Below are 12,928 nucleotides of genomic sequence, written 5' to 3'. Positions count from 1 at the left end.
AATTTTAGAAAACCGGTCAGCCGTTTTAGGCCATCACTTTGCATATATCATTCGTAAACTCGACAGGGTCGTCGATCGGCAGGCCTTCGATCAGCAGCGCTTGGTTGTAGAGAAGACCGGTGTATAAGCTGAACTTTTCTTTATCGTTTTCAAACGCGGCCTGCAATGTGTCAAATACCTCGTGATTTGTATTGATCTCAAGCACTTTATCCGCTTTGACATGCTGATTATCAGGCATCGCATTTAGAATTTTTTCCATCTCAATGGTGACTTCGCCGTCAGCCGCGAGACATACGGAATGGGTTTTTAATCGTTTTGACGGCCTGACGTTTTTCACCTTGCCTGATAAAATGTTTTTCATTTCCTCAAACAGCTCTTTATATTGGTTCTCATCTGCATCTGATTGGTTTTGATCATCTTCTGATTCAATACCAAGGTCTCCGCTTGATACGGATTTAAATTCTTTTTCTTCGTAATTCGCCAGCATTTTGATGGCAAATTCATCGATATCTTCCGTGAAATATAAAATTTCATAGCCTTTCTCAGACACAAGCTCTGTCTGTGGAAGCTTTTCAATCCGCTCATACGATTCGCCTGACGCATAATAAATATATTTCTGATCCTCAGGCATTCTTGACACATACTCATCAAGCGTCACAAGCTTTTTCTCTTTGGACGAGTAGAACATTAAGAGGTCCTTCAGCACGTCTTTGTTGGCGCCGAAATCATTGTAGATGCCGAACTTAAGCTGTCTGCCGAATGATTGGTAAAAAGCCTCATACTTGTCGCGGTTGTTTTTCAGCAGGCTTTTCAGCTCGTTTTTGATTTTCTTGCTGATGTTTTTGGCGATCAGCTTCAGCTGCCTGTCATGCTGGAGCATCTCTCTTGAGATGTTGAGGGATAAATCCTCTGAATCGACCATACCCTTGACAAAGCTGAAATGATCCGGAAGCAGTTCCGGGCATTTGTTCATGATCAACACGCCGTTTGAGTACAGCTCCAAGCCCTTCTCGAATTCTTTTGAATAGTAGTTAAACGGAATGTTTTCCGGAATAAACAGGATCGCCTGGTATCTCACCGCACCGTCGACGCTCGTATGGATATGGGCGAGAGGCTTGTCAAATCCGTAGTGCTTTTCCGCATAAAACGCTTCATAATCCTCATCTGTCAGCTCGGTTTTATTCTTTCGCCAAATCGGCACCATGCTGTTGACCGTCTGTTCTTCCTGAACTTCTTCAAATTCATTTTCGGCGTCCTCTTTCGGCTTGTTGACGGTGACATCCATCTTGATCGGATAGCGGATGAAATCAGAGTATGTTTTGATGATGTTTTTCAGCCGATGGACTTCCAAGTATTCATCATATTGTTCATCCTCAGTGTTCTCTTTCAGCTTCAAAATGACATCTGTTCCGACCGATTCCTTTGTGCACGGCTCAATCGTGTAGCCGTCCGCCCCGGCGGACTCCCATTTATACGCCTCATCACTGCCGAGCGCCTTTGTGATGACAGTGACAACATCAGCCACCATAAAAGCGGCGTAAAAGCCGACGCCGAACTGGCCGATGATATCGTGCCCGTCTTTCGGTTCATTTTCATGTTTAAACGCAAGGGAGCCGCTTTTGGCGATCGTTCCAAGGTGCTCCTCGAGCTCTTCCTTTGTCATGCCGATCCCGGTGTCCGATACGGTCAGTGTTCTGTTTTGTTTGTCGGCCGAGATTTTAATGTAATAATCATCTTTGTTAAACGTCAAAGCGTCGTCTGTGAGCGCTTTATAGTAAATTTTGTCGATGGCATCGCTCCCATTTGAAACAAGCTCTCTTAAGAAGACCTCCCTTTGGGAATAAATCGAGTTGATCATGATGTCCAGCAATCTTTTAGACTCTGCTTTAAATTCTTTTTTAGCCACCTGTTCTCTCTCCTTTTTAATTGAAGAATATGTAGATCAATGGTTGCTCTTTTGTTCACATCTTAAATATCACACCGCATAGCGGTTGTCAATATATAGGTATGCCGGATTGACATCCCGCCTCCTTCTTCATATAATTTGATGTGAAGGAAATGTTAACTAAAATGAGGTGGAAAGGAATGGAAATCTTATCAACTGTTCTTATTAGAGATTTGGCTTAAGACGGGAGAAGTCTGCCCTTTTTTAGAAAGCCATCTCGTGAACAGTTTGATACGGTTTCAAATCCTTTCTTGCTATATTTGATATGTAGTGGGTAAGGTGTATTCGCCTTACCCGCTTTTTTATACAACAGGATATTGATGGTTCACGCTGTTCTCTTTAGATGGCTTATAAAAGCCAAAAGGAGAGAATCATCATGAGTATTGTTCAAGCTGCGAATCTCACTTATATGCACGGGGATCGCATCATTCTTCAAAACGTCAGATTTCGCCTGCTGAGGGGTGAACACGCCGGACTCGTCGGTCGAAACGGAGCCGGCAAGTCGACCTTTCTCCGCCTCTTGACAGGAAGCCTTTTGCCCGACAAGGGAAACATTGAATGGCTGCCAAGCGTACGGCCCGGCTATCTTGAACAACATGCCGGACTGACGAAGGGCATGACCGTTCTTCAATACTTGGAAAAGGCGTTTCATCACCTATTTGCCATGGAAATAGAAATGAATCTGCTAGCAGAACAAATGGCAGATGCCGCTTGCAACCTGGATGGCCTGCTGAAAAGGTACGGTGATCTCCAGGCTGAATTGGAGAAGTCGGGATTTTACCAAATCGGCGCAAAAATTGAGGACACCGCACAAGGCCTCGGCTTGACTGAGATTGGACTTGACCGGGATGTCTCACATTTAAGCGGCGGCCAGAAAACAAAGCTCCTTCTGGCCAAACTGCTGCTGGAAGAACCAGAAGTTCTTTTATTGGATGAACCGACGAATTACTTGGATCGCGGACATATCGACTGGCTGACCGGCTATTTGAAAAATTACGAGCATGCCTTTGTCGTCGTCTCCCATGACGAACGCTTTTTATACGAGATTACAGATGTTACGTTTCACTTGGAACATCAGACCATTAAGCGGTATTCCGGCGGCTATCGTTTTTTCCTGAAGGAATATGAACAAAACACAGCGCAGATCAAAGCGGCTTATGACAAACAGAGCAGAGAAATCGAGAAGTTGGAGGCCTTCATTGATCGCAACCGGGTGCGGAAAGCAAAACAGGCCAAAAGCCGCGAAAAAGCGTTAAGCAAAATCCAACGCATCGAAAAACCGGAGGACCGTCCGGCCCCCCGCTTTGAATTCCGGACGGAAAACAACCCTTCTATGACCGTTCTTGAGACAAAACAGCTGGAGATTGGCTACGCTGAGCCGTTGCTTATGCCGCTTTCCCTCACCGTGAAGCGGGGCGATAAAATCGCCGTCATCGGTGAAAACGGCGGCGGAAAGTCGACATTGATCAACACGCTGCTCGGCGGCCTCAAGCCTTTAAGCGGCACTGTATCAGCCGGACAGCATATAAGAGCCGCATATTTCAGACAGGAAAGCAGCGGTTCGTCCAACACACCGCTTACAGAAATGCGGACGCGCTTTCCCGATGCGTCGGAAAAAGACATTCGCCACAAGCTTGCGGCAGCCGGCTTGACAAGAGAATATATCGCACAGCCGCTCTCCACTCTGAGCGGAGGCGAACAGGCAAAAGTTCGCCTTGCGGAGCTGATGCTGACCAAAAGCAATCTGCTCGTTCTTGATGAACCGACAAATCACCTTGACGCATTGGCAAAGCATGCGTTAAAGCAAGCGCTCTGCGACTATAAGGGAACGATTTTGCTCGTTTCCCATGAACCGTCTTTTTATGAAGACTGGGTGACTCATATCTGGCAGATTGAAGCATGGTGTCGCAAATAGGTAAAAGCCGGCCTTTCGAAGGGCCGGCTTTTTTATTTGGACAATACAAGCTCATGAATGGCGTGGGCAACGCCGTTTTCATTATTCGTAAGCGTTTCATAATCGGCCGAAGCTTTTACCTCAGGGATCGCATTCCCCATAGCAACTCCGCATCCCGCCCATTCGATCATGGACATGTCATTTCCGTTGTCTCCAATACAAATCACTTCTTCTTGCGCAATGCCTAATATGTTGGCAAGCTGCTGAACGGCGTTTCCTTTACTTGCGGCAGGATGAAGGATTTCATAAAAAAACGGGGAGCTTTTGACCATCGTGTAGCGCTCCTTGACATCAGCCGGAATAGCGGCGATCGTTCTGTCCAGCTTTTCCGGCACATCAATGTACATCGCTTTTGGCGCCATGATGTCTTCCGGTATCTCCTCCATCGTCCGGAAACGGAGCGGGACTTGGGTGACATATGATTCATATACGGTATACGGACTGATATCCCGATTCGGCGTATAGAGATAAGCCGAATCGAAAAAGTGCATCGGCGTATCCAGCTTTTCGCTGAGCTCATATAGAGATGTGAGATCTTCATAGCCAAGCGTCAGCTCTGAGACAACCTCCTGTGTATGCGTATTTTGAACAAATGCACCGTTATAGGCAATGACATAATCGCCGTCTTCATTTAAATTCAGTTCTTCCAGGTAGCGGCTCACTCCGCCGAGAGGACGCCCTGTGCAAAGGACGATCTTCACGCCTTCCGCTTTCGCCTCTTGAAGCGCATTCCGTACTTCATCTGTTACTTCATGAACGTCATTCAATAATGTTCCATCCATATCGATCGCGATTAGTTTGTACATGTTCCACTCTCCCTGGTTAAATTCGTGACTTCGTTCATGTATCTGGGCCATTTCACCCCTATTTTACCACAGCTGGACACTTTCATTTTTCTTCAAGGCTTGCCCATTAAAAAAACAGTCTCTTTTGAGACTGTTTTCACTTAAAATATGTCCTGGAGAATCGGATCTTCATCAAGCAGGCGGAGCGCTTTTTCGCGATATGCCTCTTCATGCAGGTAAGTGAACCGGTTTGGCTTGATCGTGTGGGAAAGACGGATCGCTTCGCGAAACTCTTGTTTATCAAGCTGAAGTGACTTCACATAATGGAAAAAGCCTGTCCTTGTAAACACCTTTTCCATCCTCTCAGCGCGGTGATTCTGGACATGGGCCATGATGTAGGTGGCGACTCCCACTTGAATGCCGTGCATCTGCGGTTTTTTGGAAATTTTGTCGAGCGCATGGGAGATGAGATGCTCAGAACCGCTGATAGGCGCGCTGTTTCCGCTGATTTCCGTCGCGATGCCGCCCATCGTCAATGAACTGACCAATTCTTTTAAAAAGATCGGCTGTTTAATATCCTGCATCGGCGTTCTGACAAAGCTGTTCACCGCCTTCTTGCTGAGCATGGACGCAAAAGCATTGACATCGCCGACACCGTGCCGTTCTTCAAACTCCCAGTCATAAAGGGCAGTAATATTGGACATCAAGTCGCCGATGCCTGCTAAAATAAAGCATTCCGGCGCCTGTTGAATGATTTTTAAATCGGCAATAATTCCATATGGAACCCGCGCCGGAACCGTCGTTTTTTTCCCTTCAACCTGAAGCGAACAATTGCTGCTCGCAAAACCGTCATTGGATGCCGACGTCGGAATGCTGATAAACGGGATACGCTTGGAAAACGCGATGTATTTTCCGCAATCGACGACATATCCCCCGCCCATGGCAATGATGACATCATCATTCCCAATGGAAAATGCCTGCTCTAAGAGCTCCTTGATGTCCAGGTTTGGAGCCAGCAGAACGGCTTCGATTTCGACCTTTTGAAAAGTCGCTTTTAATGAATGCTTATACTGCTGATAGGAAAAATCGTCAAAAAACATGATCGCCTTTTGAAATTGCTGCTTTTCCAGAATCTCATCCAAACGGCCGAGCACACCTTCGCTAATGTCCAATACAGCGGGAATGGCTATACTGGTAACTTGGCGCGGCATCAGACGATGCGCCCCTTTTCTTTCAAATATTGCTCGATATCTGCAAATGTATCAACTGCTACAAACGGCACACCCTGATCCCCCAAAAGATCTTGAAGCGCATCTTTTGCAAACGTCACATTCGCAAACTTCGCCGGATGGGAGTCCGGTTCACTGTCACCCGCAAAATAAATCGTCTCATACTCTTCTTTCAGCTTCCGGATCACCTTTGATTTATCAATGCCGTAGCGTTCAGAGTAGTGCCAATGGTTTTCATCAATGGTCATATGAACATTGTCTTCTTGGAAAAAGCCTTTGTTTGAATACACCTCGACATCTTTAATGCCGTATTTCTGTAAAATATAATGAATATAATAATCGGTGCCGGCGCTCAGGATGAAAAAGTCGCCCCCGTTTTCCTGGACATGCTGAATGAAGTCTGGCACATACTCGTCAATCGGAATGGAGTGGATGTCATGAATGATGGTTTGTTCGTTTTGATTGATTGAAGCAAAAACGGTGCTGAGAAATTCAATATCTTTCAATTCGCCGGATTTCCACTTCTTATACAATTCACGGCCTTCAGGAAAATATTTATCAATCACCATCCAGTAAAAATCCTGTTTGGAAATCGTCCCATCAAAGTCTGATACAAATGCCCATTTCTTCATGCTGCATACCTCTTTTCTATTTAAAAGATTAGATTCATTATACAGAAAGTTTGTGAAGTGTTGAACATAATAATATTTCTTTTTTGTGTACACAAGATGAACATTATTTTAAAAATGCCTTTTCCTTGTTATGATTCTTTCTCTGTGCGCTGTTTACCTTTTTTCGTTACTGCAAAAGTTCGTTTCATTGTCTTGATGTTTTCCGCTTTCCGAAACCTGAGCGCTGACCAATCTTCATCAATGGCGATTTGACGGACGGGCTCATAGCCTTGATCGGCAAGCAGACCGGCTACCGTATCACGGCTGCAGTCTGAATGGTAAGCCTTGGACGATTTTTTCGGATAGCAAAGCCAAAACAAGCCATCCTCCGCCAGATGCTGCTCTGCTTTTATAGCGGAGTCCTGGAGCTTTTCATTTGTCACGCCAAAAACTTGAACAAAGTCATATTTTCCGTCTTCAGCCTGCAGATGGACTTCGCCTTGAAATGCTGCCGTGATGTCACCGTAAGAGTCGGGCGCATTTAAAATGAGCACGGGCTGCCCGAAGTCCTTAAACTGCAATTTTTTGATCACCGGATGTGTTTCTGCCATCTCTTATCAGTCCTTTTTATGTTTATAGTAACAAATTATCCAAAGCAGCCGTAATCATACAAAGCAAAAAAGTGATAGACGAATGAGGGCTTTTTTGCTATATTTGCTTTGATAATGCGAATCATTATCAACTAGATGCTTTACATACACAGGAGGGTCAAGTGAAAAAACGATCATTTATTATAGGTTTTGTTATGATGTTATGTTTATTGGTCAGCGCATGCAGCAGTGCATCGCAATCAAGCGGAAACAGCGGCAATGAAAAAGCGTCCGAAGAAACGACAAGAACGTACAAGTCGACGCGCGGAGACGTGAAGATCCCGACACATCCAAAACGCATCGTGACAGACCATTACGCCGGTGAATTGTTAACTGTCGGAGCAAATGTGGTCGGTTCAGGTTCATGGAGTTTCACCAATCCGTTTTTGCAGGATAAGCTGAAAGATGTCACCGATCTGGGCGATCCGATCAATGTGGAAAAAGTCATGAAGCTCAAGCCTGATTTAATCGTCGTTATGAAAGATGACAATTACGATAAGCTCTCGAAAATTGCGCCAACCGTTGTGATTCCTTATAACACGGGGAAAAATGTGCAGGAAACGGTGAAGATGTTCGGCGATGTGGCAGGCGCCAAAAAAGAAGCCGACCAATTCCTCGCCGACTTTGAAGAGCAAGCAAAAGCCGCAAGGGAAAAAATCGCCAAGGTGATCGACAAAGACGCCACATTCGGCATTTATGAAAACACGGACAAAGGCAAGCTGTGGGTATTCAACGACAACGGCGGCCGCGGCGGTCAAGCCATTTATAACGCACTCGGCTTAAAAGCGCCGGAAAAAATCGAAAAAGACATTATTCAAACAGGAGAAATGAAAGAAATCTCCATGGAAGTCCTGCCTGAGTATGCCGCCGACTACATGTTCGTCACAGATTATAACCCGAACGGCGACAGCAAAACACTCGACAAACTGAAGGAATCTTCCATCTGGAAAAACTTAGACGCCGTCAAAAACAACCGCGTCTTCATCAATGATTTCGACACCTACTATCCATACGATCCGATCTCTGTCAGCAAGCAAGTTGATTTGATCACGGAGATGCTGGTGAAGCGCGCAGAGGAGAATAAGTAAAAAAAGCTGGGAATCCCAGCTTTTTTTATTGTTTTCTGTCCTGGATGTTCGACAACTTAAAAGCAAAATTAAAGATGAAACAGAAAGGAACGAAGAATAGAATAAACATCAATATTTGATTTAATAATCCTTTCAAAGTAAATGGATATGACATGTCACCAAGGAGAAAAGATAACATCATCCACACGATAAAGATAGGAAACACCGCTTTTAAGCCAAGCCCCCTCTTCTTTCTTAACAAACCTTTACTCACGAGTCTAACAGAATAATAGCCGTTGCCAATGAAAAAAAGGATTTCGATATCTCGTATGCAGTCGTGATAAAGATGGAAATAAAGATCAGTGAGAGAAGGAGCACAAACCCTTCCATTCCTATTTTTCGTTCCTGCTCAGCCTTTTGCTGATCTCTCTGACTTCCGCCCACTTTCTACTGTTTTCCATTTACGCCAATAGAAGTCATATTACCAATAAACATCCATGAAAACAATGATTGAACAAGAACACCGCCGCTCCCGTTTCACGTGAAACAAAAACCGAAAAAATCGATATATTGGGATTCATTGTGTAAAATAACAATAATAACAAAAAGGGAGAGATGATGATGGGAATCGAAAAGGTTGGACAAATCGGGGTGCCGGTTCAAGACTTAGAGCGGGCTGCGGCATTTTATCAGGATGTATTGGGCCTGTCCCTTTTATTTCGGACAGATCGCATGGCCTTCTTTGAATGCGGTGGGCTGCGGCTTCTTCTCAGCCTCCCGGAAAAAGACGAATTTGCTCATGAAAGCTCCGTCATTTATTTTCAAGTGGAAGATTTGCCGGCAGTATATGATGAAATCGCAACAAAAGGCGTTTCTTTTCCGATAGAACCGCATATGGTGGCGAAAATGGAGCAAACGGAAACCTGGATGGCTTTCTTTGAAGATACCGAAGGAAATACCCTCGCTTTGATGAGTGAAGTGCAAGTCTAAAAGACAAAAACAGCTGAACACCTCAGCTGTTTTTCACATTCTCACAAGCGGATTGACAAGAACGATTGAGTTCACAGGCGGCGCATTTCCCCTTCCGGCTTCTTTTGACAAGCTTAACAAGCGTCCATGCCGCATAGCCAAAGATGAGCCCCCCGATGATCAGATTAAACAACTCCGCCACATCCTTCCTTATGATAATCCGAGTAATTTCCCGCCCTGATAGATGAGGAACGTGATCGCATAAGCAATCATTAACCCATAAACAATCGACAGGAACATCCATTTTTTCGAGTTCGTTTCTTTTTTAATCACGGCTACCGTTGCCAGGCAAGGAACGTATAGCAGAACGAACGCCATGAATCCGTAGGCGGCCAGCGGTGTAAATTGCTGTGCCATCATGCCTTGCAGCTGGGATTCAGGTACAAAATAAATAATGCTCATGGAAGCGACGACGACTTCTTTTGCTAGAAAGCCTGTTAAGAGCGAGGCGGCGGCCTGCCATGTGCCAAATCCGAGCGGCATCAATAACGGAGCGATCACACCGCCGATCATTGCCAAAAAGCTGTCATCCATGTCAACGCCCGTTCCGCCCGGCCCTGTATAAGATAAAAGCCAAATGAGAACAGATCCGCCAAAAATGTAGGTTCCGGCTTTGCGGACGAATCCTTTTCCTTTTTCCCAAGTCGAGCGCCATAATGTACGGGCTTGAGGCAAACGGTACGGCGGCAGCTCAATCACAAAAAACGATGTTTCTTCTTTCAGCTTCGACGATGACAAAAATTTTGCCAGCACCAATGCCGCAGCGATCCCCAGAACATATAATGACAGCACGACCAGCGCCTGGTGCGCCGCAAAGAAGGCGCCTGCAAACAGCGCATAGACCGGCAGCCTTGCCGAACAAGACATAAAAGGCGTCAGCATGATCGTCAGCAGCCGTTCTTTCGGCTGTTCAACGGTCCGGGCCGCCATAACCCCAGGCACATTGCAGCCAAAGCCGATGATCAGCGGAATAAAGGCTTTGCCGTTTAACCCGATCGCCTCCATCAGCCTGTCCATTACCATCGCCACCCGCGCCATATATCCGGAATCTTCAAGCAGCGAAATAAAGAAGAATAAAATAAAGATTTGCGGTACGAAGACTAAAACACCGCCTACACCGGCAATAATGCCGTCAAGAATCACCGCCTTGATAAACGGACTGGCAGCCATGGCCGTCAACGCTGAAGTCGTCCAATCTGTCACGGGTCCGCCGATCAATCCGTCAAGCGCATCAGACAACGGTACACCGAGCCAGTCAAATGTCAGCATAAACATGAGATACATAAACGCCAAAAAAATCGGAATCCCCAGCACCTTATGTGTCACAATCGCATCCACGCGGTCGGTCAAAGTCTGTTTTTGTCCTGAGCGAAGCTGCACAGAAGATGACAAAGCATGATCGATGTACTGCTCCCTGACATTGTAAATATGCTGATGCAGCGATTTGGCGGCTTCTTCTTGCTGAAGGCGCTCTTCGGCTTCCTTGGAAATGTCTTGTAATCTCGTTCGGTCAGCTGTTGCTTCCAGCTGTTCTTTCATTTTTGAGTTGCCCTCTAAATATTGCAGGGCCATCCAGCGCTTCGGCACGCCGGGGCGGTCCGGAATGACGGCTTCAATCCGGGTGATCGCTTGTTCCAGTGTACCGCCGTAGTTGATCATCAGCGGCTTTGGCGGCTCCCCTTTGCTTGCTGACAGATGGCGGCTCAGCTCATCACACCCTTTGCCGCTACGGGCCACAATTGGAATGACCGAAACGCCAAGCGCTTCCGACAATTTCTCATGGTTGATCAACATGCCGCGCTGTCTGGCTACATCCGTCATGTTTAAACCGATCGTGAGTGGCTGTCCAAATTCAAGCAGCTGAACCGTCAAATGCAAATTGCGCTTCAGCTGTGATGCATCGACAATATTTAATATTTCTGTAAACGATTCCTTCAATAAAAAGTCGGTGACGACCCCTTCATCACGCGATAGAGGGCTTAACGTATAAACTCCCGGGAGGTCGATCATCATTCCTTTTGTATGGCGGAGCATTCCCACTTTTTTCTCTACGGTCACTCCGCTCCAGTTTCCTACGTATTCATAGGAACCTGTTAATGCATTAAACAGCGATGTTTTACCTGTATTCGGATTCCCGAAAAGTGCGATTTCCTGACGGGTCATAGTTTTTCAACCCTTATCTTTTTTGCATCCTGCAGCCGGATGCCGACCGACTGCCCGTCTGTCTCAAACATGAACGGGCCGCCAAACGGCAGCTTCCGCTTGATGCAGATTTCAGCATTTTCTTTCATGCCGAGATGAATAAGCCGGCGCTGAACCAATTCATTGACCTCTGAAAAATCTATCATTCTTGCTCTCTCTTTTTGTTTTAAATCGGCTAAAACCATCATCGATGCCTCCGTCTGAAAATGATAATCGTTATCATACTATGATTATAGGTAATAAGTTTCCTTTTCACCAAACGAACATATGTCAAAATCAGAACAATTTTTCCAATCAAAAAAGCGAAAGATCAGCTCCGGGTATTTTTCCGGCTCTGATCTTTCCCCCCTAGCCTGCATGGTGCTGCACTTTTGGCTCTGTTCTCTGCCGCTTCGGCTGATATATTTTTCCGACAAACATATATCCATATTTCAATTTATTGACAGACCAGGACACGAAAATGGCTGCACCTGTGCCGCCAAAGAAAAGCAGCGCCACAGCCGGCACCGGACTGATGCTGTTGATCCCGCTTAAGACGGCCATTCCGATAATCAGAAAAAAAGCGTGCAGCAAATAAATAGAGAAAGAATAGTTGCTGATGAACATGATTAGTCTCGGCACTGCAGTCAGCTTTGAAAACAGATGGAAGCATAGGAAAATGATGCTTATTGAGTAAAATAAAATATCCGGGCGCTTGGATGTAATCGCGATGTTTTCGCTGAAATAGGATATCGCAACGATTGACACGGCCGTGACAACAGCCGCGGTATATACCGCATACCGGTATTGATCCAATAGGGCCAAAAAGCGCTTGTAGTCTTTCCCGCAATAATAGGCCAAACAAAAATAGAACAGCCACCCGGGAAACGGCACCCATGAAAACGGAAACGAGGCCTGCTCCTGTACGACAGGCGGGTTGATAAACGTAAAATAGCATAAGTAGGCGGTGTTGACCGCAAAAGAAACGGAAAGCACCCATTTCGGTGATGCCTTTTGCAAAAAAGAGTGGAAGCACATATGCAAAAGATAAAATTGAAAGATCACGAGAATAAAATAGCCAATGAAATTCCCGAGAAAAATGTTGGCCAAAAGCTTTTGAACAATCGCTGCTGCATGAAACTGCTCCATCATCAGACCCGCCGTTAAAAACGCATCGAGAACGGCAATAAATAGAAAAGGGATAAAGATCGTTTTAAACCTCTTTTTTAAAAAACCTTCCGGAACACCTTCGGAATAAGCATGGGCCAATAAAAATTCGGAAATGAATATAAACGCCGGCGTGCTGAACATCAGCAGGGTCCGAAAAGACTCAATGACATGAACTGTATCCCCGAGCATTTCTTCCTGGAGAAACATCACCATCGATATCGCATGAAGCAAAACCACGCTTAAACAGGAGATACAACGAAGTACAAAAATTTCTTTCACTTGCACAACTACCACTCCTCTTTCAAAT

General features: G+C 45.6%; 12 protein-coding genes. 3 read left to right on the top strand and 9 right to left on the bottom strand.

Annotated elements, in window-relative coordinates; all coding sequences use genetic code 11:
• Positions 1–25: 25 nt before the first annotated feature.
• Entirely contained in the window at positions 26–1,906 is a 1,881-nt protein-coding gene (gene htpG, locus ACINLD_RS10565) for a molecular chaperone HtpG (RefSeq protein WP_409444416.1), read from the bottom strand.
• 415 nt (positions 1,907–2,321) lie between these two features.
• Here htpG and ACINLD_RS10560 point away from each other — a divergent pair, with 415 nt between their 5' ends.
• Positions 2,322–3,860, top strand: coding sequence for an ABC-F family ATP-binding cassette domain-containing protein (locus tag ACINLD_RS10560; RefSeq protein WP_410206986.1), 1,539 nt, complete (start codon positions 2,322–2,324; stop codon positions 3,858–3,860).
• Positions 3,861–3,892: 32 nt separating this feature from the next.
• On the opposite strand, the gene yidA is transcribed toward ACINLD_RS10560, so the two are convergent.
• The 4 genes from yidA to ACINLD_RS10540 all read right to left on the bottom strand — a co-directional run bounded on the left by yidA (position 3,893) and on the right by ACINLD_RS10540 (position 7,135).
• Positions 3,893–4,705, bottom strand: coding sequence for a sugar-phosphatase (gene yidA, locus ACINLD_RS10555; RefSeq protein WP_077735922.1), 813 nt, complete (start codon positions 4,703–4,705; stop codon positions 3,893–3,895).
• Between the two features lie 140 nt (positions 4,706–4,845).
• A complete protein-coding gene (locus tag ACINLD_RS10550; protein WP_026589386.1) occupies positions 4,846–5,895 on the bottom strand; it encodes an iron-containing alcohol dehydrogenase family protein in 1,050 nt (349 codons plus the stop codon).
• The gene (locus ACINLD_RS10545) at positions 5,895–6,545 is read right to left on the bottom strand and encodes an MtnX-like HAD-IB family phosphatase (RefSeq protein ID WP_077735921.1); all 651 of its coding nucleotides are present in this window, start codon (positions 6,543–6,545) and stop codon (positions 5,895–5,897) included. Before ACINLD_RS10545 ends, ACINLD_RS10550 begins: the two co-directional genes overlap by 1 nt.
• A 128-nt stretch (positions 6,546–6,673) precedes the next feature.
• Positions 6,674–7,135: a DUF3052 family protein gene (locus ACINLD_RS10540; RefSeq protein WP_077735920.1), complete on the bottom strand. Its 462-nt coding sequence runs from the start codon at positions 7,133–7,135 to the stop codon at positions 6,674–6,676.
• Positions 7,136–7,329: 194 nt separating this feature from the next.
• Here ACINLD_RS10540 and ACINLD_RS10535 point away from each other — a divergent pair, with 194 nt between their 5' ends.
• Both ACINLD_RS10535 and ACINLD_RS10530 read left to right on the top strand, forming a co-directional pair.
• On the top strand, positions 7,330–8,262 hold the full coding sequence (locus ACINLD_RS10535; protein ID WP_372708924.1) for an iron-hydroxamate ABC transporter substrate-binding protein: 933 nt from the start codon (positions 7,330–7,332) through the stop codon (positions 8,260–8,262).
• Between the two features lie 600 nt (positions 8,263–8,862).
• Positions 8,863–9,231: a VOC family protein gene (locus ACINLD_RS10530; RefSeq protein WP_077735918.1), complete on the top strand. Its 369-nt coding sequence runs from the start codon at positions 8,863–8,865 to the stop codon at positions 9,229–9,231.
• 22 nt (positions 9,232–9,253) lie between these two features.
• On the opposite strand, the gene ACINLD_RS10525 is transcribed toward ACINLD_RS10530, so the two are convergent.
• The 4 genes from ACINLD_RS10525 to ACINLD_RS10510 all read right to left on the bottom strand — a co-directional run bounded on the left by ACINLD_RS10525 (position 9,254) and on the right by ACINLD_RS10510 (position 12,906).
• Entirely contained in the window at positions 9,254–9,403 is a 150-nt protein-coding gene (locus ACINLD_RS10525) for a FeoB-associated Cys-rich membrane protein (RefSeq protein WP_026589391.1), read from the bottom strand.
• 17 nt (positions 9,404–9,420) lie between these two features.
• Positions 9,421–11,433 (bottom strand): ferrous iron transport protein B, encoded by a 2,013-nt coding sequence (feoB, locus tag ACINLD_RS10520; RefSeq protein ID WP_077735916.1) that lies wholly within the window; start codon positions 11,431–11,433, stop codon positions 9,421–9,423.
• A complete protein-coding gene (locus ACINLD_RS10515; protein WP_077735915.1) occupies positions 11,430–11,657 on the bottom strand; it encodes a ferrous iron transport protein A in 228 nt (75 codons plus the stop codon). Before ACINLD_RS10515 ends, feoB begins: the two co-directional genes overlap by 4 nt.
• A 163-nt stretch (positions 11,658–11,820) precedes the next feature.
• Positions 11,821–12,906, bottom strand: coding sequence for an acyltransferase family protein (locus ACINLD_RS10510; RefSeq protein WP_077735914.1), 1,086 nt, complete (start codon positions 12,904–12,906; stop codon positions 11,821–11,823).
• Positions 12,907–12,928 lie beyond the last annotated feature (22 nt).

The organism is Bacillus sp. z60-11 (assembly GCF_046464135.1).
GTDB lineage: Bacteria > Bacillota > Bacilli > Bacillales > Bacillaceae > Bacillus > Bacillus sonorensis_A.
The sequence above is the reverse complement of the archived record's forward strand: the minus strand, read 5'-3'. Positions and strand labels throughout refer to the sequence as shown.

Excerpts from the sequence above, each read along its gene's own strand:
- ACINLD_RS10560 (WP_410206986.1), top strand. The coding sequence starts at position 2,322 with ATGAGTATTGTTCAAGCTGCGAATCTCACTTATATGCACGGGGATCGC.
- yidA (WP_077735922.1), bottom strand. The coding sequence starts at position 4,705 with ATGTACAAACTAATCGCGATCGATATGGATGGAACATTATTGAATGAC.
- ACINLD_RS10550 (WP_026589386.1), bottom strand. The coding sequence starts at position 5,895 with ATGCCGCGCCAAGTTACCAGTATAGCCATTCCCGCTGTATTGGACATT.
- ACINLD_RS10545 (WP_077735921.1), bottom strand. The coding sequence starts at position 6,545 with ATGAAGAAATGGGCATTTGTATCAGACTTTGATGGGACGATTTCCAAA.
- ACINLD_RS10540 (WP_077735920.1), bottom strand. The coding sequence starts at position 7,135 with ATGGCAGAAACACATCCGGTGATCAAAAAATTGCAGTTTAAGGACTTC.
- ACINLD_RS10535 (WP_372708924.1), top strand. The coding sequence starts at position 7,330 with ATGATGTTATGTTTATTGGTCAGCGCATGCAGCAGTGCATCGCAATCA.
- ACINLD_RS10530 (WP_077735918.1), top strand. The coding sequence starts at position 8,863 with ATGGGAATCGAAAAGGTTGGACAAATCGGGGTGCCGGTTCAAGACTTA.
- feoB (WP_077735916.1), bottom strand. The coding sequence starts at position 11,433 with ATGACCCGTCAGGAAATCGCACTTTTCGGGAATCCGAATACAGGTAAA.
- ACINLD_RS10515 (WP_077735915.1), bottom strand. The coding sequence starts at position 11,657 with ATGGTTTTAGCCGATTTAAAACAAAAAGAGAGAGCAAGAATGATAGAT.